This window comes from Pseudomonas sp. 10C3 (assembly GCF_036346185.1).
GTDB lineage: Bacteria > Pseudomonadota > Gammaproteobacteria > Pseudomonadales > Pseudomonadaceae > Aquipseudomonas.
The window spans coordinates 194,872-213,782 of the sequence record NZ_JASJVE010000007.1 but is presented as its reverse complement, the minus strand read 5'-3'; the positions used below and the strand labels follow the sequence as shown (position 1 = coordinate 213,782).

The following is an 18,911-nucleotide window of genomic DNA, read 5'->3' as shown; positions in this document are numbered from 1 at the left end:
GACGAAACATGCTCACTCCTAATCTAACCACGTCACGCCAGCAACTGACGTTATTTCTCACGAGCCTGTTTCTCAGCATCGCAGCCATGGGTGATGAATCGTTCATCGTTGGCGTTGGTACTCACCTGCTCAATAAAAACGACTCATCGGCCAGCGCCATGAAATTGATCAGCGACGCTGGGATCGACTCGGTACGTGACGAAGCCTATTGGTCGACGGTTGAACCCCGGCGTGGCCAGTTACATATCGACCCGGCCTGGAAAGACTGGTTGAGCAAAGCGCACGAACATCGATTAGGACCGCTGTTGGTACTGGGTTATGGCAACCCGTTTTACGCCAACAATGCAAAACCCCGCGAGCCGCAAGTCAGGGCAGCCTTCGGCAACTATGCAAGTTTCGTCACTAGGAAGTTGAGGGGCCGCGTCGATTTTTTCGAAATATGGAATGAGTGGGACTCAGAGAACCCAGCCGATGCGGGTTCCTCAGCCGATTACATCGCCTTGATTAATGAAACTGTGCAGCGTATTCGAGAGCAAAACCATCCTGTAAAAATCCTGGCGGGCGCTATCACCAGCAGAGGAATCGACTTGGGATTCGCTGATCGTTTACTCGAAGCGGATGTGCTGTCCAAAGTGGATGGCCTGTCACTGCATCCGTCTGTGTATTGCCGGAATGTCGAGCGCCATACCCCGGAACACTGGATTGCCTGGCTGCGCGAGGTGGATGCAAATTTTAGGTCGATTGCGGGCAAACCAGTGCCTTTGTACCTGACTGAAATGGGCTGGCCCAGCAACGAAGGTAAGTGCGGCGTGGATGAAAAAACCCAAGCTGCGTACCTCGCCCGCAGCTTCTTTCTGGTGCGTACCGTGCCGGATATCAAGGGCATGTGGTGGTATGACCTCCTCAATGACGGCGAAGACCGCAGCGATCTGAAACAGAATTTCGGCCTGCTGGAGCAAGACATGACGATCAAGCCGGCCTACCTGACCCTCAAGGCAATCAGTCCAACGTTACGCGAATACAGTTATGAGCCGGAAAAAAGCCGAGTGGAAGGCTCGACTTACCTCCTGCGTTTCTCCAAAGGCCCGGAACAGATACTGGTGGCCTGGAGCGCAGGCGAGAACCCGCAGCAGATACACATAGATGCCAGCAGCGCGCAGCGTGGCAATGTACAGATCATTGACACCGGCGAGCCCGAAAAGGGCCGTTTCGACAGCGGTATTGCCTGGCAATGCGACGACAGTCGCTGCTCGGCACTGCTCCCTATAACCGGTTTTCCTAAAATCATCAGCCTGGGCATCAAACCTCCGCTCTTTAGCCCGGTAAATTGCGCGCCCTTACAGCCATGGCCGGCAACTGACCCTATTTTTACCCTTCAACCTTCCCCTCAGGTCGCCTCCGATGATTGTGATCAATGCTCGTTTTCTCACTCAGGAACTGCGCGGTGTGCAACGGTTCGCTGAGCAGACCTGTCTGGCGCTCAAGCAGATGCGAGACGACGTGGTCTTTGTTGCCCCTCATGGCATTAAAATGCACGAAAGCGCCAAGGCGCTAGAGGTGCAATGCATTGGCCGCAATAGCGGTCACCTCTGGGAACAACTGGACCTGCCGCTGTATCTGCGTCGCCAGGGCAACCCATTGCTAGTGTCACTGTGCAGCACTGCGCCGCTGATGTATGGCAACCAGATTGCCACCCACCACGACATCACTTACGTACGTCACCCGGAAAGCTACACCCGCGCATTTCGTACCCTGTATCGGGTGATGACCCCCATCCTGCTGATGCGGATCAAAGCGCTGTTGACCGTGAGCAATTTTTCGAAAGGGGAAATTTCACAGTTCTATAATTACCCCGAGAGCAAGATTTTCGTAGTACCCAATGCGGTCAGCGACGACTTTCAACCGGGGCCGCCACTCACCAACAAGCAGAACTACCTGCTGGCGGTGTCTTCACCCAGTGCGCACAAAAACTTCAGTCGCATGATCGAAGCATTCCTGACATTGCGTACTCAAGAGGATCTGCAATTGCACATTGTCGGTGCCGCGAGCGAAATCTTCTCTGACCCTAGCCTGCAACGTCTGGCCAGCAGCGATCCCCGCATCCACTTTCTCGGCAGGCTCAGCGACACCGAGCTGATAGCACAATATCAGGGCGCAACAGCTTTCGTATTCCCCTCACTGTATGAGGGCTTCGGCATCCCGCCGCTGGAAGCACAGGCCTGTGGTTGCCCGGTACTGGCAGCCAATGCCGCATCGATTCCCGAGGTGCTGCAAGCCAGCGCGCTGTACTTCGACCCCCTGGACGTCGGCCATATTGCCTCGGCCATGGAGCGCATTCTTACCGATATTTCATTACGTCAATCTCTGCGCCGTCGCGGCTTGAACAACGTGACACGGTTTTCCTGGGAGGACTCGGCCCGCCGCGTTTCCCAACGCATCGATGCCGTGCTCACGCAACCCAGCGCCCCAGAACTGCCCCGGCACACGGCGACGAAGCAGGCTGTTAACGAGAGCATTCCTGCGAAATCGTCTTCCAGCAAGTCTTGAAGCATTCCTATTGCTGCTATGGCTGGGTGCGATCAGTCATTCGCGGAATCTGTTGCGCCCATCAGTGTTGATGCTGTGTCGAACTGCCTTTTATCAAACTCGGTACGCGCCTTAACAATCGTCACACCAAGACGCAGCCTGCCCGAGCCTGAACCCGGGCGTGTGCACACATGAGAAAATCCAATGAAAATTGCTATCGTCCATGACTGGCTGGTGACCTACGCTGGCGCCGAGCGCGTGCTCGCTGCGCTGATAAAGGCCTGGCCGGAGGCTGATCTGTTCTCGGTGATCGATTTTCTCAGCGATCAGGATCGCGCCCATTTGGGTGGCAAGAAGGCTCAGACTACGTTCATCCAGAATCTGCCAAAAGCCAAAACCCATTATCAGAAATACTTGCCCTTGATGCCGCTGGCCATCGAGCAACTGGATCTGTCCGGTTATGACCTGATCATTTCCAGTAGCCATGCCGTGGCCAAAGGGGTGCTGAGCGGCCCCGATCAGTTGCACATCAGCTATGTCCATTCGCCGATCCGCTACGCCTGGGACTTGCAACACCAGTACCTACACGAAGCCGGCCTGAACAAAGGCTTCAAAGGCAAGCTTGCGCGGATAGTTCTGCATTACATACGCATGTGGGATCAACGCACCGCCGCCGGGGTCGATGACTTTATCGCCAACTCGTATTTCATTGGTCGGCGCATCTCCAAAGCCTATCGCCGCGAATCGACAGTGATCTACCCACCGGTGGACACCTTGGGGTTCACCCTGCAAGAAACCAAACAGGAGTACTACCTGACGGCCTCGCGCATGGTGCCTTACAAGCGCATGCCGATGATCATCGAAGCTTTCGCGGCAATGCCGGACAAACGTCTGATCGTGATCGGCGATGGTCCAGAAATGGCAAAAGCACGCGCCATCCACGCGCCGAACGTGACCCTGCTGGGTTATCAACCGTTTGCCGTGTTGCTCGAACACATGCGCAACGCCAAGGCCTTTGTCTTTGCCGCCGAGGAAGACTTCGGCATCAGCCCGGTAGAAGCGCAAGCCTGTGGCACCCCGGTGATCGCCTATGCCAAGGGTGGCGTGCTTGAAACCATCTGTGGTCTCGACCATCCCATGCCGACCGGCGTGTTCTATCACCAGCAGACGGTATCCGCACTGGTGGCGGCCATCGGCGAATTCGAAAACGCCAAGCCCCGGATCAGCGCCCAGTCCTGTCGCACCAACGCCGAGCGTTTTTCCTGCGAGCGCTTCGAGCAAGAGATCAAAAACTTCGTCGAAGCACGCTTGAGCGCCGCGCACACCTCGCGCCATCCTCGGCCAGCGAGCGCAGCGGTATCTACTCCGCCAGTGGCCGTCGCCGATCACCACGCACGTGTAGTTCCGATCAAATCACTCTGAACGAGCACAGGTCATGAGCACACAATTTCGTGGCATTTTGCATGCTAACCAATCCCTGCTATCCGTCGCCCACCGCTTGCTTGATCTAACCGTCATCGTGCTCTGCGGCTATTGGCTGAACCGGGTCGAAGGCTCACCCATGGGCGCCGAGCCGTGGATCCTGATCATGCTTTCGGTGCTGGTCTTCCACTGGATCGGCGAGTATCACCAGCTCTATGGCTCTTGGCGCGGAGAACGCATTCTGCGTGAACTGACCAAAATCTTCAGTTATTGGTCGACGACGTTCGTCATCCTGCTGACGGTGAACTACCTGCTGTTTAACCACGTCAGTGTGCCGGACAACGGCCAAATGGCCTGGTTCGCGCTGGTGCTGGTGACGCTGTGCAGTTATCGACTATTGATCCGCAGCCTGTTGCACAACTTGCGGCGGCGAGGCTTTAACACTCGCCGCGTGGCTATTGTCGGTACGGGGCAATGTGGTGAACGCTTGGCCACCTCGATTTCCAGCGCCCCCTGGATGGGCATGGATCTGCTCGGTTTCTACGATGAGGAGCCTCAGCAGATGGACCTCACCGTCGTTGGCCGAAGAGTGCCGGTACTGGGCAATCTGGAGCAGTTGATCAACGATGCTCGTGAAGGTCGCGTTGACAAGATTTACATCACCCTTGCACTCGGTCAGCCACACCTGTGCGAGTTGGTCAAAGGCTTGAGCGACACCACCGCATCGGTGTACCTGATTCCGGATATGTTCATGTTCGAGCTGCTGCACGCACGCAGTGAGAGCATCAACGGCCTGGCCAGTATCAGCATTTTCGATTCCCCCATGGACGGCGCCTCGCGCGTGGTCAAACGCGTGGAAGACATCGTGCTGTCCAGCCTGATTCTGTTGATGATCGCCTTACCCCTGGTATTGATTGCAATCGCAATCAAGCTCACATCCCCCGGCCCCGTACTGTTTCGACAGCGTCGTTATGGACTGGATGGACGGCCAATCATGGTCTGGAAGTTTCGCAGCATGAGCGTGCAGGAAAACGGCGATAACGTCCGTCAGGCCACGCGCAATGACGCACGAATCACACCCCTCGGCGCTTTCCTGCGTCGCACCTCACTTGACGAGCTGCCGCAATTTTTCAACGTGTTGCGCGGTGACATGTCCATCGTCGGCCCACGGCCTCATGCGGTGGCGCACAACGAGCAATACCGCAAGCAAGTCAGCGGTTACATGCTGCGGCACAAGGTCAAACCGGGAATCACCGGCTGGGCGCAGATCAATGGCTGGCGTGGCGAAACGGACACGCTGGACAAGATGCAGAAACGCGTCGAATTCGACCTTGAATACATCGAACACTGGTCAATCTGGCTGGACATAAAAATCATTCTGTTGACCCTGTTCAAAGGCTTTCTCAACAAAAACGCATTTTAAATAAATCATCTATCTTTTGTATAACCAGGCTCGTTGAGGAGGCGAACCGGGGCGTGCACGACTGCAATAACGCGGTACCGGTGTTGGTAAGGGAAGCAATGAAATCACTGTGGTGCACCGTGCACCTTTCGGAAGGATAAAATATATGAAGCGAACCCTAGCTGTTGTGCTGCTTTCCAGCCTGATTTTGCAAGGCTGCGCATTTGCTCCCGGGCAGCATATGACGCCAGATGAAGTCGAAGACAATGGACCGGACGAACCTAAAGTCCACCTCGTGGCCATTACGCCCAAGAGCGTGCAGCAACAACATATCTCAACCAAAACCTCAGTGCTGCCGCCGGAGCTGGTGAACTACCGTACTCCCGAATACGTGGTCGGTGCAGGTGACACTTTATTGGTGACCGTCTTCGAACACCCCGAGTTGACAGCCCCGGGTTCCCTGGACCAGCTCGATGCCAACAGTCGGGAAGTGCTGAGCGACGGAACGGTGTTCTTTCCCTATGTCGGCAAGATCCAGGCCGCGGGCAAGACCGTCGCACAGATACGCGAACAGTTGAGGATGGGCTTGCTGCCGCAATACACCGAGGTCAAAGTCGACGTCAAAGTCTATCGTTACAACAGCCAGCGCATCGTGCTGTCAGGTGCGTTCAAGAATCCTGGAACGCAACCGATCACCAACATCCCGCTGAGTCTGGTGCAGGCCATCAGCGCTGCCGGGGTGGACCTGACCGACGCCAACCTGGCGGGGTTGACCCTCAGTCGTGACGGTAAGGAGTACGTGCTCGATATCGACGCACTCAACCGCAAAGGTTCGCAACTGAGCAAAATCCTCCTCAAGAATGGCGACTACCTGCACTTGAACAGCAACTCGCAGAACAAGATCTATGTGCTGGGTGAAGTCATGCGCCCGCAAGTGATCTCTTTCGGCACAACCAGCGTGACGCTGATGGAAGCCCTTGGCAATTCCGGTGGCCTCAGCCCGGACTCTGCCGACGGCAATGCGGTCTACGTGATTCGCGCTGCGGATAACGATGGCCAGGGCGCAACGGTCTACCACCTCAACGCAACAAAACCGACCTCCTATGTGCTGGCACGTCAATTTGAACTTGAGGCACAGGATGTGGTGTTCGTCGGTCCGGCCAATATCACCCGTTGGAACCGCTTCATCAGCAACTTGCTGCCATCGGCCAGCGTAGTCGCTACTGGCACCGCCTTCAAATAACTGAACCGCACTACAACCCTCCCCGCCTTCGCCGAATGCGGGGTTTTTTTTGCCTGCGATTTGGCGGCTGACGACTGTTGCGTAAGGGGGCAGCGAACACACCTTCCGAACCCGGTCGATAAGGACGATGGTGTCCGCGTATTTTGATCTGACCCCCTGAATATTGGACATCAACATTGAGGGGGTCATGAAAAAGTACACAGAACAGGCGAAATTGTCGGTTGTTGAAGATTACTGTTCGGGGTGCAGGTCACAGAGAGGTCGCGCAGCCCAAGCGCATGACGTTTGCCAAGCGCAGCAGCTGAATCCGCAGCAGGCCAGTTTGCTTGATGACCTGATCGATACCGAGACCACAGCACTTGAAGCAGAGCTTCAAGCGCTGTAATCCATCAGTGGCTGTACGAAATCGAAAGTGAAGTCCGAGACCTGGAACCGGATTTACGGCGCCGAATACGACAAGAAAAGCCGTACCGGTGATATATATGCTGCATGCCTGGATAGTCGCCCAGCGGGCAAGTGGAATCGACCAATTGCTGGCGCAATAAGTGGCGACCGGTTTCTCTGCTCAAGGCTTGATGCCCGTGCGCATACTAACAATGCGTGTGCGTGTGTGTGTGTGAAGCCTTCACTTGCAAGACCCATTGAGCCGACGTTTAACGCTGACCTAAAGTTTCCATCATATATTCGACAAAACAGCGCAATTTTGATGTCATCCGATGGTCCGCTGCGTAAAGCAGGTGGATGGGGCGGGCAGGCCCCTCGTAAGTGGGGAGTATTCGAACTAAGTGGCCCGATGCGAGGTCGGCCGCAAGGGCACGCTCGTAACCGATCAAGATGCCAAAGCCGTCGCACGCGGCTACGTGCAGTGCTTCCCAGTCATTGATCTGCAAGCGGCCGCGCACCGGCACCTCCGTAATCTGTCCATCCTGCTGAAAATGCCAATTCCGACTGAGGTCGGATACCCAAGGGGCGAAGCCCAGGCACTCGTGGTCGATGAGATCCGACGGCAGTTGTGGCGTACCGTGCGCAAGCAGGTACGCCGGAGATGCACACGCTACAAGACGATAGGTACGCAACGGCCGTGCAATAAGCGCGAGATTTTTTTGCAGCGGACCGAGACGCACGACAGCTTCATAGCCTTCTTCGACCGGATCGATTAGGCGATCTGATAATGTCAGCTCAACGTCAACATCGGGATAGCGATTAAGAAACTGCGTGACCACCGGCATCAACCCGTGGCGTCCAAAAGTAACAGGGGCATTGACGCGCAAACGACCTTGCGGCCTGGCATGCGAAGACTGCGCCAGCATGTCGGCGGCTTCCACTTCGGAAAGGACCGAATGGCATTGGTCCAGATAAAGCCGGCCAAATACCGTCAAGCTTTGCTTCCGGGTCGTCCGATTTAATAACCGAGTTTCCACCCGTTGTTCAAGCGCCTCGATATGTTTAGCCACCATCTGTGGCGACATATTGAGCTTTTCCGCTGCGGCAGCGAAGGACCCATAGCGAACCGTTTGGACAAACACCGTCATGCTTGTCAGTCGATCAAGCATTAACAACCACCCGTTGTTAAAAAAACAAATGTACACCCATTTATCGAGTATCTAACGGCAATTATCCTCATCGTGTGTCACTGGATTGGCAAAAATCCAGTGAAGGTACCCATCGTTCGAACGTCATCAGCGCGCTGGCCATTGAGTGGTGGGAGTCTTCATTCGGCTTACTTGCCGATGACTCATCCAAACGATTGCCATCTGCCCTGGCTAATGCGACATGAGTGTCAAACGCCCCTCCTCTGTCGTCGTGCCCACGATGAACCCTAGGCGGGGTCTTGTTGATTTGAATAGTCGAGATATCGCATGTTTTATGAACTCACAACACTAAGTTGTCCACCGCTCACAGAGGGCGCCGTCGCGACTGCCGCGTGCGCGTGGATGGCGCAAGGGCCTGGCCAATTACTCGGTGTCTGGCGCTCAGAGATTGGCGACCTTTTCCAAGTTAAACTCCTGCGCGGGTTTGACACTGCGGATGCTCTTGAAGACGAACGTCGCCGAGCGCTGATGGTGAAAGCGCCTTTCGGGATCACTGATCCCGCCATCCGATTGAACACGGAAAGCTATATGCGGTTTCCGTTCTTGGCGGATATTTCCCCCGCGGCGTTTGGAAATTTTTATGAATTCAGGACGTATTTTCTTAAGCCGGGAGGTCTCACACCTACGCTAGCCAGTTGGGAGGATGCTCTTGCGCCGACAAATGAATATACCTCTCATCTAGTGCTGAATATGTACGCGCTTGATGGGCCGCCGCGCATCACCCACATCTGGGGGTTTTCCAGTTTGGAAGAGCGCGGTGTGCTAAGAGCGCGTCATTATGCTGAAGGCCTTTGGCCGCCCAAGGGTGCACCTCAGCAAATTGCCAGAGCGACAACAATGATATGCATACCAGAACCTTACTCGCCTCTGCGCTGAAGGCGTGTGCAAGGCGTCCGATTAGCTGCATCAGCTAAGGCAGCTCGTCGGATCATATCTTCCAATAGTTCACATCTGCCCTGTCCTCAGGCTGGAAGGTGGCCTATCCGTTATAAGTCGGCTACGTCGAATATTGGACGCGGTCGATGTCCCAAGTCCCATATCCCCAGCTAGGTGAAGGTGTATTGGCTGGACGCTTAAACTGTTGCCACAGAAACAGCGAACCAACAGTTACGTGCCTATTGTGCAGTCATAACGACACACGGGCGCGTCATATATTTCTATAAAATCATTTATTTTCAAAACGTTAGATAATTATTCGATGCTGGCATGCATGCTGCTTTGTACTGGGTAACAGACCGAAGCCATCACCATGGCGGGTGACATTGACCCAAGGAAATACAACATGTTGGTAGTTTCTCTCTCAGGCAGCCCTGCCCTAAAATCCCGCTCCGGCGTGGTCTTGGAACACGCGCGTCATTGGCTGCAAGCCCACGATGTGAACGTCCAGGCCCTGAAAATTCGAGACTTTGCGGCGGAAGACCTGCTCTACGCGCACTTCGACAGCCCGCAGGTCATCGACTTTATCGAAGCGGTCAAACAGGCCGATGGCCTGTTAATCGGTACACCTGTGTACAAGGCGTCATTTTCCGGCGCACTGAAAACCCTGCTCGATCTGCTGCCCGAGCGTTCGTTGCACGGCAAGGTTGTTCTGCCTCTGGCCACCGGTGGCAGCATCGCGCACATGCTAGCGGTGGACTACGCCCTGAAACCGGTGCTCTCGGCGCTCAAGTGCCAGGAAGTACTACACGGCATCTTCGCCATCGATACCCAGATCAGCTACAGCAACAACGAACAGGGTGGCGAACTCGACGATATCCTCACCGAGCGTCTGCATGAAGGATTGGAACATTTCCATCATGGATTACTGCGAAGGGTCCAGGCCCGGCACTCGCTGGCCGGCGGCCATTTGAAGCTGGCGCTGTGAACCCCCGTCAACCCTGACGATCAGGGTGAGCGACACCCTGCGCTGCATTCATCTCGCCGCGGTTGTCGAATTCATGGACGATCTGTTGCGAGTGGGTCAATTGGGCTTTTTTGGTCTGGTATTCATCAAACGACAACCCGCGACGGTTCAAGTCTTCAAGCGCCAGTTCGCGAGTCTCTTCGGCGGTGTAGGGACGCAGCTCAGGAGCGTGGCTGGCACATCCTGAGAGAACGGCAGCGGTGAGCAACAGGGCAAGGGTCAATAGGCGATTCATGGGCGTGTTCACAGGGCTCTTTTCGGAATGAGTCAAGGCTACTCGCCACCTAGGCCGAGTAGAAATCATCACGCTCGATAGTCGCTATCGATTCTCCTGTGTTCTCCACTCGTCCTCAGAAAGCCCGCCCACCCAAACATTCCTCTAGTGAAGTCGGGGCATTCCCGAGACTTGCTCCTGCGCACACCCAATCAACACCTCTCGCAAGGCCTGGGCCGCCGTCGACAATGTGTGATCAGCCAGCATCATCAAGCCGATGCGCCGTTCAATACGCGGCTCGATCAGCGCGATGCAATGCGCGCCCAGCTCGCGCATTTGCTGCACGCACAACGACGGTACCGCGCTGACCCCGAGCCCATTAGCGACCATACGGCCAATAGTCGCCAACTGATGACTTTCAAACGCGACCGACAGCTTGCCATGCTGCGCCTGCAGGGCTTGCTCCAGCAACAAACGCACGGCGGATGGCCGCTGCAGTGCGATGAAGTCTTCCTGCAACAGCTCACTCCAGGTCACTTCCTCGCGTTCGGCCAACGGCGAATCCATAGGCACCACGGCCACGAAACGGTCCATATAAAACGGGGTAAACAGCAGCGAATTGCTCGATTCCGGCTCAAAACCGATACCCAACTCCACCCGACGATGACGAACCATCTCAAGCACTTGCTCATTGATCACGTCATGCACCGCGACGTTGACCCGTGGGTAGCGATCACGAAACACCTTGAGTGCGCTCGGCAGCCAGTTACCGGCGAATGACGGCATCGCCGCGATCGATACTTTGCCCAACTGCAAGGTGAAGCGCTGGCGCAGCAACTCTTCGGTGTTGTCCCAATCCGCCAACAACTGACGCGCCAGCGGTAACAGGGTTTCGCCCTCCGGTGTGAGGCTGACGCTGCGCGTCGTGCGACTGAACAGCGGCCCGCCAAGGTCCTCTTCCAGACTTTTGATGGTCAGGCTCAACGCTGGCTGGGAAAGATGCAGGCGCTCCCCCGCCTGGGCGAAGCTCAGGCATTGCGACACGGCGAGAAAAGCCCTGAGCTGTTTGACGTTCATCTATTTAGTTTTCTTATCAATCCATCAGAAAAACAAAATTAACAAATCATTACAGGCAAGGGAAGATGCACTGAACGCTCTCCGACAGCCTGCTTGTCGGTCAACAACTACAAAAGGCGGATCATTATGGCTGGGCTCGACAAACGAGTGGCAACGTACGAAGAAGCGCTGGATGGGCTAACCGATAACATGACGGTCTTGTCCGGTGGTTTCGGTCTGTGTGGCATCCCTGAAAACCTGATCGCGGAAATAAAGCGCCGTGGCGTCAAAGGCCTTACGGTTGTTTCCAACAATTGCGGCGTCGACGGCTTTGGTCTCGGTGTGCTGCTCGAAGACCACCAGATCCGCAAAATGGTAGCGTCTTATGTTGGCGAGAACGCGCTGTTCGAACGCCAGCTGCTCAGCGGCGAGCTGGAAGTCGAACTGACCCCGCAAGGCACTCTGGCCGAAAAACTTCGCGCAGGCGGCGCCGGCATCCCCGCGTTTTACACCGCCACCGGCTACGGGACTCCCGTCGCTGAAGGCAAGGAAACCCGCGAGTTCAATGGACGTCACGTGATCCTTGAAGAAGCGATCACCGGCGATTTTGCTATCGTCAAAGGCTGGAAAGCCGACCATTTCGGCAACGTGGTGTACCGCAACACGGCGCAGAACTTTAACCCGGTCGTCGCCACCGCTGGCAGAGTCACCGTGGTCGAAGTCGAAGAAATCGTCGAGCCAGGCGAACTGCTGCCCAGCGAGATTCACACCCCGGGTATCTATGTTGATCGCGTGATCCTGGGCACCTTCGAGAAACGCATCGAACAGCGCACCGTCAAGAAGGCCTGAGGCCGTTCTTTCGCTGCACTCAAAGAGTCTTCTCGCCCAGAACACTCTCGTTCCGAACAATAAGAGAACCTGACCATGGCACTTTCCCGCGAACAAATGGCACAGCGCGTCGCACGCGAACTGAAAGATGGTTTTTACGTCAATCTCGGCATTGGCATTCCGACCCTGGTCGCCAACTACGTGCCCACCGATATCGACGTGATGCTGCAGTCGGAAAACGGCCTGCTCGGCATGGGTGAGTTTCCGACCGAAGAAACCATCGATGCCGACATGATCAACGCAGGCAAACAAACAGTGACCGCCCGCAAAGGCGCATCGATTTTCTCCTCGGCTGAATCCTTCGCCATGATCCGTGGCGGTCATGTGGACCTCACCGTGCTGGGTGCTTTCGAAGTTGACGTCGAGGGCAACATTGCCTCCTGGATGATCCCCGGCAAGCTGGTCAAAGGCATGGGTGGCGCGATGGACTTGGTGGCCGGTGCCGACAACATCATCGTCACCATGACCCACGCCTCCAAAGACGGTGAATCCAAACTGCTGGCGCGTTGCAGCCTGCCGCTGACCGGCGCCGGTTGCATCCGCAAAGTGCTGACCGACCTCGCTTACCTGGAAATCGCCGACGGCGCATTCATCCTGCGCGAACGCGCGCCGGGGGTCAGCATCGAAGAAATCATCGCCAAGACCGCTGGCAAACTGATCGTGCCGGACGATGTCGTGGAAATGAGTTTCTGATCCTTTTGTGGTGATAGCCAAGAGGTCACCAAACGACGCCTCCACGCTGTGCCATTCTGCCCCTTCAGTACTTGAAGGGGTTTGTTGTTTTGTAGCTTCACCGCTTTGCGCGTGCTCTAACAAAAACGGGCTACACCCTTAGCCCCTCAATAATAAATTCAAAAAAAGGTAGGACCCATGGCCGCCCATATCGAAGACAGCCGCTATGCCCGCTTTGCCCTGCGTTGCGCCAATTGGGCCGAACGCTGGTTCCCTGACTCCTGGGTATTTGCCGTGTTGGCCGTGGTTATCGTGGCCGTTGCGACCATGGCCATGGGCGCCAAACCGACTGAGGCCGCCACCGCGTTTGGCGACGGTTTCTGGAGTCTGATTCCATTCACCATGCAGATGGCTTTCGTGGTGATCGGTGGTTACGTGGTCGCCAGCTCACCACCTGCGGTACGCTTGATCGACCGCTTGGCGCGTATCCCGAAGAACGGGCGCTCGGCGGTGGCCTGGGTAGCGTTGATCTCCATGGTCGCCTCTTTGCTTAACTGGGGCTTGTCGCTGGTATTTGGCGGTCTGCTGGTTCGCGCGCTGGCGCGGCGCACCGATTTGCGCATGGACTACCGTGCCGCCGGCGCGGCTGCTTACCTGGGCCTGGGTGCGGTGTGGGCGTTAGGCCTTTCGTCTTCGGCCGCGCAACTGCAAGCCAACCCGGCCAGCCTGCCACCGTCGATTCTGGCGATTACCGGCATGATCCCCTTCACCCAAACCATCTTCCTTTGGCAGTCAGGCGTGATGTTGGCGATCCTGATCGTGGTCTCTCTGGTCATCGCCTACGCCACCGCGCCCGGCCCTTCCAGCGCCAAGGATGCAGCGGCCTGCGGTGTCGACCCGAGTTTCAGCCTGCCGGCAATGCCCAAGCGCTCACGTCCTGGCGAGTGGCTTGAGTACAGCCCGATACTGATCATCCTGTTAGTGCTGCTGGCTGCCGGCTGGTTGTTCCATGAGTTTTCGACCAAACCGGCGATCACCGCCATCTCCGGGCTGAACACTTATAACTTCCTGTTCATCATGACCGGTGCCCTACTGCACTGGCGCCCGCGCAGCTTCCTGGATGCGGTGTCTCGCGCGGTGCCAACCACCACCGGCGTATTGATCCAGTTCCCGCTCTACGGTTCGATTGCGGCGCTGATGACCACGGTTAAAGGCAGCGATGCGCAGACCCTGGCCCATCACATTTCGACCTTCTTCACCCAGATCGCCTCGCACGATACTTACGCGTTGCTGATGGGTGTGTACTCGGCGGTGCTGGGCTTCTTTATTCCATCGGGTGGCGGCAAGTGGATCATCGAAGCGCCTTACGTGATGCAAGTTGCCAATGACCTGAAATATCACCTGGGCTGGGCGGTGCAGATCTACAACGCAGCCGAAGCCCTGCCGAACCTGATCAACCCGTTCTACATGCTGCCGCTGCTGGGCGTTCTCGGCCTGAAGGCGCGTGACCTGATTGGCTTCTCATTTGTACAGTTGCTGGTCCATGCGCCTCTGGTGCTGTTCATGCTGTGGGCGTTGGGCACCACGCTGACGTATCTACCGCCGGTCATGCCATAAACCATTGGCCACTTCTTGCCGATGCAAGAGGTGGCCTTCTTAGCGGTTCCTCCACCATCGAGATAATCCTTCCGATTGAGTTAGCCAAGGTTTCCAGCGTGCTCTGGCATTTTTATTGATGACTCCCTACACCTGGCGGATGTCTCTACAATCAGGCCCTCTGATTTGAAGTGAACCCACATGGACATCGACCTGGCTCGAACCTTTGTAGAGATCGCGCGGTATGGCAGCCTTGTCGCTGCCGCCGAACGACTTCATGTTACGCAGACGGCCATTACGGCCCGCGTGCAGAAACTTGAGAGTCATCTCAACTGCACGCTGTTCATCCGCAACCGGGCCGGCGCTAAATTGACGGCTGATGGCGAAGCGTTCGTCGCGTATGCCAATCAACTGGTGCAGACCTGGGAAGCGGCGCGTCGGGACCTTCCTCTGCCTGAAGGCTACCGCAATGTGCTGCACATCGGGGGTGAAGTCAGTTTGTGCAACCCGCTGATGCTGAGCTGGGTGCAACAGCTACGTGAAAAAATCCCGACCCACGCCTTGCGCGCAGAGATAGGGGACGGCAAGCAACTGTTGCAACAACTTGAACTGGGTGTACTGGATGCCGCGCTGGTCTATCAGCCAACCTACTGGCCGGGCCTGCAAGTCGAGCAACTGCTGGAAGAGAAACTGATTCAGGTGCGCCTGACATCCAACCCGGAGCCCTACGTGTATGTCGACTGGGGCGATGACTTCCGCAAGCAACACGATGCGGCGCTTCCAGACCAGGCCAAAGCGGCGATCGGCTTCAACCTGGGGCCATTGGCGCTGCACTACATTCTTGAAAATGGCGGTGCCGGTTACTTCCGTACCCGGGTGGTCCAGAGTTATCTGGACAGCGGCGTATTCGAGCGCGTGCCAAAGGCGCCAGAGTTCACCTACCCCACCTATCTGGTCTATTCGCGTGATCGTGACTCGGCGGTATTGCAGTCGGCTTTCGAGCTGTTACGAAACATCGTCAAAGCAGACAGTGATTGGTCGCAACGCTGGGACCCAATCATCTAGTCATCCAAGGTGCATGATCAAATCCCGATGAAGCGCTGCAATCAGATCGGTCTGGGTCACGATGCCGACCAGCTCTCCCTTCTCGATGACGGGCAGGCAGTGCAGCCCCGATCCTGATAACAGCGGAATCAGTTCGACGACATGTGCATTACCGCTCACACACGTGACTGGGCGGGTCATCACGTGCTCCAGCACCCTTCCGCGGCGCAGGCCCAATCGGCCCAATACCCCCAATCGTCTGGTATTGCGCGAATGCCCAAGCAAATCAATCAAGCTGACAATGCCGACAAGGCGCCGCTCCTTATCCAGAACAGGTAACGTCTTGAGGTGTTGCGAGGTCAGCATATTCAGCGCCTGCTCGACCGGCGTGTCCGGGGTGGCACACTGTAAATCGCGCGACATGATCTGAGACGCCGTGATATCCCCCATGCTGCGCCGTAACGCATATTTTTCAGTGGCACGCACGATGTCTTCGAGCTCTTCACGTGTCACATCGACAAACTCACCGATGTCGGCCAACGCCAGATCCAGGTCTGCAGAGGTGATGCCGACGCGCTCCTCTGGGGCTGGATCGTCGGTAGCGCGTACAGCCGTCACAACGTGCAGTTTGGGATAACGTACTCCGGTGATGTTGTTGTAGAGCAAGGCCGCAACCAACAGGCAAATCGCATTGAGCATGACCGGGTAGAACACCTGAAGGCCCATCCCCGAGAGTTCGGTATCCGCCAATACCAGGCATAGGGCCAAGGCCGCCCCAGGGGGGTGCAAGCAACGCAACACACACATCGCGCCCAACGACAGGCCAACGGCCAAGGCGGCGCTTTCCAGCGAATAGCCGACATAATGGGTGACAATCAACGCCACCGCTGTTGAGGTCAGATAGCCGCCAATGACCGGCCAGGGTTGCGCCAGTGCCCCCGAAGACACGGCAAACAGGATAACGGCCGACGCCGCCACCGGCCCCATCAAATGCAATTCGACTGAACTGCCAAAGACTGCGCGACAGATCAGCGTGCTGACCAGCAACCCGAGAAAACTTCCGACACTCGCTCTCAACCATTCTTTGGGACGTGTGTTTAATGTCGCCGGCGTAAAACGAGCAAGCCAACCCATAAAGCGATAACGCTGCATAATCAAAACCAGAATTAAAAAGGCGCACCCAAACAAATGGATGAGCCTCGTATCAGGGCGACGATACTAAAAAAAATTCATCCCAGGACAGGGAAGCGCTTCACATCTCTTGTCGTCAATCAAGCCACGGCCACAATCGGTGATTGGACGTTGCGCTCGCCTGCTCGCACAGTGCGCCAGGTGTTGTAGGCCATCAGCAGCATCCCGCCAGCGAAGGTCGAGCCGCCGATAAGTCGCACAACGTAGCCTGGGTGACTGGCTTGTAGCGTTTCGACGAAGGAGTAAGTCAATGTCCCGTCATCGTTGATCGCACGCCACATCAACCCCTGAGTGATGCCATTGACCCACATCGACGCGATGTACAAAACGGTACCTATGGTCGCCAGCCAGAAGTGCACGTTGATCAGCCCCACGCTATGCATGTGTTCGCGGCCATACAGTTTGGGGATCATGTGGTACAGCGTCCCGATGCTGATCATGGCAACCCAGCCGAGCGCGCCAGCGTGTACGTGGCCAATGGTCCAGTCGGTGTAATGGGAAAGCGCATTGACGGTTTTGATCGCCATCATCGGCCCTTCAAAGGTCGACATGCCGTAGAACGCCAGGGACACGACAAGGAATCGCAAAATCGGGTCAGTACGCAACTTATGCCACGCCCCCGACAGGGTCATCATGCCGTTGATCATGCCGCCCCAGCTTGGCGCCAGCAGAATCATCGACATCGCCATGCCCAGCGACTGAGCCCAGTCGGGCAGTGCGGTGTAGTGCAAATGGTGCGGACCCGCCCAGATGTACAGAGTGATGATTGACCAGAAGTGCACGATGGATAACCGATAGGAGTAAATCGGCCGCGCGGCCTGTTTCGGCACGAAGTAATACATCATGCCCAAAAAGCCGACAGACAAAATAAAGCCCACAACGCTATGGCCATACCACCACTGGACCATTGCATCGGTCGCGCCGGAATAGACCGAATAGGATTTTAGCAAACTGACCGGAACCGAAAGGTGATTGATCACATGCACCATGCCTGTCACCACGATGAAGGCACCGTAAAACCAGTTACCGACATAAATATGTTTAACGGTGCGGCGGGCGATAGTGCCGAAAAATAAATAGGCATACGCCACCCAGACGACGGCCACCGCTATCGCAATTGGCCATTCCATTTCGGCGTATTCCTTGGACGTGGTATAGCCCAAGGGGTACGTGATCAGCAGGGCAACGATAATGGCTTGCCAGCCCCAGAATACAAAGTTGGCCAACCTGTCGGATATCAACCGAACCCGACTGGTGCGCTGAACCACATACAATGACGTTGCAAATAATGCACCGCCACCAAATGCAAAAATCACCAGATTAGTATGGACAGGCCGCAAGCGGCCAAACGTGGTCCATGGCATATTCAAGTTCAGCTCCGGCCAGACTAACTGTGCGGCCAGAATCACGCCCATCCCCATGCCAAGGATCCCCCAGAACAGGGTCATTAACGTGAAGCGGCGAACAACGTCGTAATTATAGGAAGCGTTGATATCGGGAGCGGTTACACGGGCCATAATTATTCCATTACAAGCACACTGAGTGACTCACACTGATCGCCGAAAAAAAGACACATGTGTGCCTTGAATCCAAGCGTCAGAACTCAATGAAGCAAGCACTCGAGACAGCGGGGATGGAGACAGTAAACCGTGAGCGCCCGCAGTGTGCAGATCAGCGGCACGCTGGGCAATGTCAAATTAATGATGTTTAACTTCACTTTTATTGAAGTGACTTGCATTACACCTGTTACTCACTTGAGGTGTGAGCAGGCATAACAGACGGGAGAACTTTGCGGCCCTTGCTTATCCAGTTCTTCTTCAAGCCACTCCCTCAGCACGATTGCATTGTTATGTTCCGTGTCCTTCGCCGAATAGATGAGTGTCAGCGTGCCTTGGCGGGCAGGTTCGAGAAGTCGCCACCAATGTTCCGGATGAGCCGTCAGTTCTTGGCGATACCCCGTACAAAAATCCGCGAAGCTCATCGCGCCGCTTTTGAACGCCTTTCTTAACGGGGTGGTCGGGCCCGTGTCAGGCAGCCATTCGTTGAGGACCAAGCGATTTTTGCGCATGTTTCTTGGCCAAAGTCGGTCGACCAATACCCGATAACCATCTGCGGGGGACGCCGGGTCATAAGCGCGCTTGCATTGAATCATGGCCTTCTCC

The 18,911-nt window shown here is 56.0% G+C and carries 18 protein-coding genes; 12 read left to right on the top strand and 6 right to left on the bottom strand.

Annotated features, from left to right (window positions below):
• The first annotated feature begins 8 nt into the window (after nucleotides 1-8).
• From QN399_RS09030 to QN399_RS09005, 6 genes are all read left to right on the top strand, one after another.
• Nucleotides 9-1,463 (top strand): hypothetical protein, encoded by a 1,455-nt coding sequence (locus QN399_RS09030; RefSeq protein ID WP_330200849.1) that lies wholly within the window; start codon nucleotides 9-11, stop codon nucleotides 1,461-1,463.
• On the top strand, nucleotides 1,402-2,547 hold the full coding sequence (locus QN399_RS09025) for a glycosyltransferase family 1 protein (RefSeq protein ID WP_322217094.1): 1,146 nt from the start codon (nucleotides 1,402-1,404) through the stop codon (nucleotides 2,545-2,547). Before QN399_RS09030 ends, QN399_RS09025 begins: the two co-directional genes overlap by 62 nt.
• 183 nt (nucleotides 2,548-2,730) lie before the next feature.
• Entirely contained in the window at nucleotides 2,731-3,948 is a 1,218-nt protein-coding gene (locus tag QN399_RS09020) for a glycosyltransferase family 4 protein (RefSeq protein ID WP_322178378.1), read from the top strand.
• 13 nt (nucleotides 3,949-3,961) lie between these two features.
• Entirely contained in the window at nucleotides 3,962-5,371 is a 1,410-nt protein-coding gene (locus QN399_RS09015; RefSeq protein WP_322178377.1) for an undecaprenyl-phosphate glucose phosphotransferase, read from the top strand.
• A 145-nt stretch (nucleotides 5,372-5,516) separates the two neighbouring features.
• Nucleotides 5,517-6,593, top strand: a complete 1,077-nt coding sequence (locus QN399_RS09010) for a polysaccharide biosynthesis/export family protein (protein WP_322178376.1) — start codon at nucleotides 5,517-5,519, stop codon at nucleotides 6,591-6,593.
• Nucleotides 6,594-6,780: 187 nt separating this feature from the next.
• Nucleotides 6,781-6,978 (top strand): transposase, encoded by a 198-nt coding sequence (locus tag QN399_RS09005; protein WP_322183150.1) that lies wholly within the window; start codon nucleotides 6,781-6,783, stop codon nucleotides 6,976-6,978.
• Nucleotides 6,979-7,246: 268 nt separating this feature from the next.
• Here QN399_RS09005 and QN399_RS09000 read toward each other — a convergent pair whose 3' ends face one another.
• On the bottom strand, nucleotides 7,247-8,146 hold the full coding sequence (locus tag QN399_RS09000; RefSeq protein WP_330200848.1) for a LysR family transcriptional regulator: 900 nt from the start codon (nucleotides 8,144-8,146) through the stop codon (nucleotides 7,247-7,249).
• Nucleotides 8,147-8,452: 306 nt separating this feature from the next.
• Here QN399_RS09000 and QN399_RS08995 point away from each other — a divergent pair, with 306 nt between their 5' ends.
• On the top strand, nucleotides 8,453-9,061 hold the full coding sequence (locus tag QN399_RS08995) for an NIPSNAP family protein (RefSeq protein ID WP_322178374.1): 609 nt from the start codon (nucleotides 8,453-8,455) through the stop codon (nucleotides 9,059-9,061).
• A gap of 406 nt (nucleotides 9,062-9,467) precedes the next feature.
• On the top strand, nucleotides 9,468-10,049 hold the full coding sequence (gene ssuE, locus QN399_RS08990; protein ID WP_219061349.1) for an NADPH-dependent FMN reductase: 582 nt from the start codon (nucleotides 9,468-9,470) through the stop codon (nucleotides 10,047-10,049).
• Between the two features lie 7 nt (nucleotides 10,050-10,056).
• Here the strand turns inward: ssuE and QN399_RS08985 are convergent, their stop codons facing one another.
• Nucleotides 10,057-10,323 carry a hypothetical protein gene (locus QN399_RS08985; protein ID WP_322217096.1) on the bottom strand — a complete coding sequence of 89 codons (267 nt, stop codon included), beginning with the start codon at nucleotides 10,321-10,323 and terminating at the stop codon, nucleotides 10,057-10,059.
• 144 nt (nucleotides 10,324-10,467) lie between these two features.
• A complete protein-coding gene (locus tag QN399_RS08980; RefSeq protein ID WP_322217098.1) occupies nucleotides 10,468-11,379 on the bottom strand; it encodes a LysR family transcriptional regulator in 912 nt (303 codons plus the stop codon).
• 126 nt (nucleotides 11,380-11,505) lie between these two features.
• Between QN399_RS08980 and QN399_RS08975 the strand changes: the two genes are divergently transcribed.
• The 4 genes from QN399_RS08975 (at nucleotide 11,506) to QN399_RS08960 (ending at nucleotide 15,579) form a co-directional block, all read left to right on the top strand.
• The gene (locus QN399_RS08975) at nucleotides 11,506-12,207 is read left to right on the top strand and encodes a CoA transferase subunit A (RefSeq protein WP_322178371.1); all 702 of its coding nucleotides are present in this window, start codon (nucleotides 11,506-11,508) and stop codon (nucleotides 12,205-12,207) included.
• A 75-nt stretch (nucleotides 12,208-12,282) separates the two neighbouring features.
• Nucleotides 12,283-12,939 carry a CoA transferase subunit B gene (locus tag QN399_RS08970; RefSeq protein WP_322178370.1) on the top strand — a complete coding sequence of 219 codons (657 nt, stop codon included), beginning with the start codon at nucleotides 12,283-12,285 and terminating at the stop codon, nucleotides 12,937-12,939.
• A 177-nt stretch (nucleotides 12,940-13,116) separates the two neighbouring features.
• On the top strand, nucleotides 13,117-14,535 hold the full coding sequence (locus QN399_RS08965) for a TIGR00366 family protein (RefSeq protein ID WP_322178369.1): 1,419 nt from the start codon (nucleotides 13,117-13,119) through the stop codon (nucleotides 14,533-14,535).
• A 180-nt stretch (nucleotides 14,536-14,715) separates the two neighbouring features.
• Nucleotides 14,716-15,579, top strand: a complete 864-nt coding sequence (locus QN399_RS08960; protein WP_322178368.1) for a LysR family transcriptional regulator — start codon at nucleotides 14,716-14,718, stop codon at nucleotides 15,577-15,579.
• On the opposite strand, the gene QN399_RS08955 is transcribed toward QN399_RS08960, so the two are convergent.
• The 3 genes from QN399_RS08955 to QN399_RS08945 all read right to left on the bottom strand — a co-directional run bounded on the left by QN399_RS08955 (nucleotide 15,580) and on the right by QN399_RS08945 (nucleotide 18,901).
• Nucleotides 15,580-16,710 carry an HPP family protein gene (locus tag QN399_RS08955; protein WP_322178367.1) on the bottom strand — a complete coding sequence of 377 codons (1,131 nt, stop codon included), beginning with the start codon at nucleotides 16,708-16,710 and terminating at the stop codon, nucleotides 15,580-15,582.
• Between the two features lie 119 nt (nucleotides 16,711-16,829).
• Complete coding sequence (gene ccoN, locus QN399_RS08950; protein WP_322178366.1) at nucleotides 16,830-18,266, bottom strand: cytochrome-c oxidase, cbb3-type subunit I; 1,437 nt, start codon at nucleotides 18,264-18,266, stop codon at nucleotides 16,830-16,832.
• 233 nt (nucleotides 18,267-18,499) lie between these two features.
• A complete protein-coding gene (locus QN399_RS08945; RefSeq protein WP_330200847.1) occupies nucleotides 18,500-18,901 on the bottom strand; it encodes a DUF488 domain-containing protein in 402 nt (133 codons plus the stop codon).
• Between the last annotated feature and the right edge of the window lie 10 nt (nucleotides 18,902-18,911).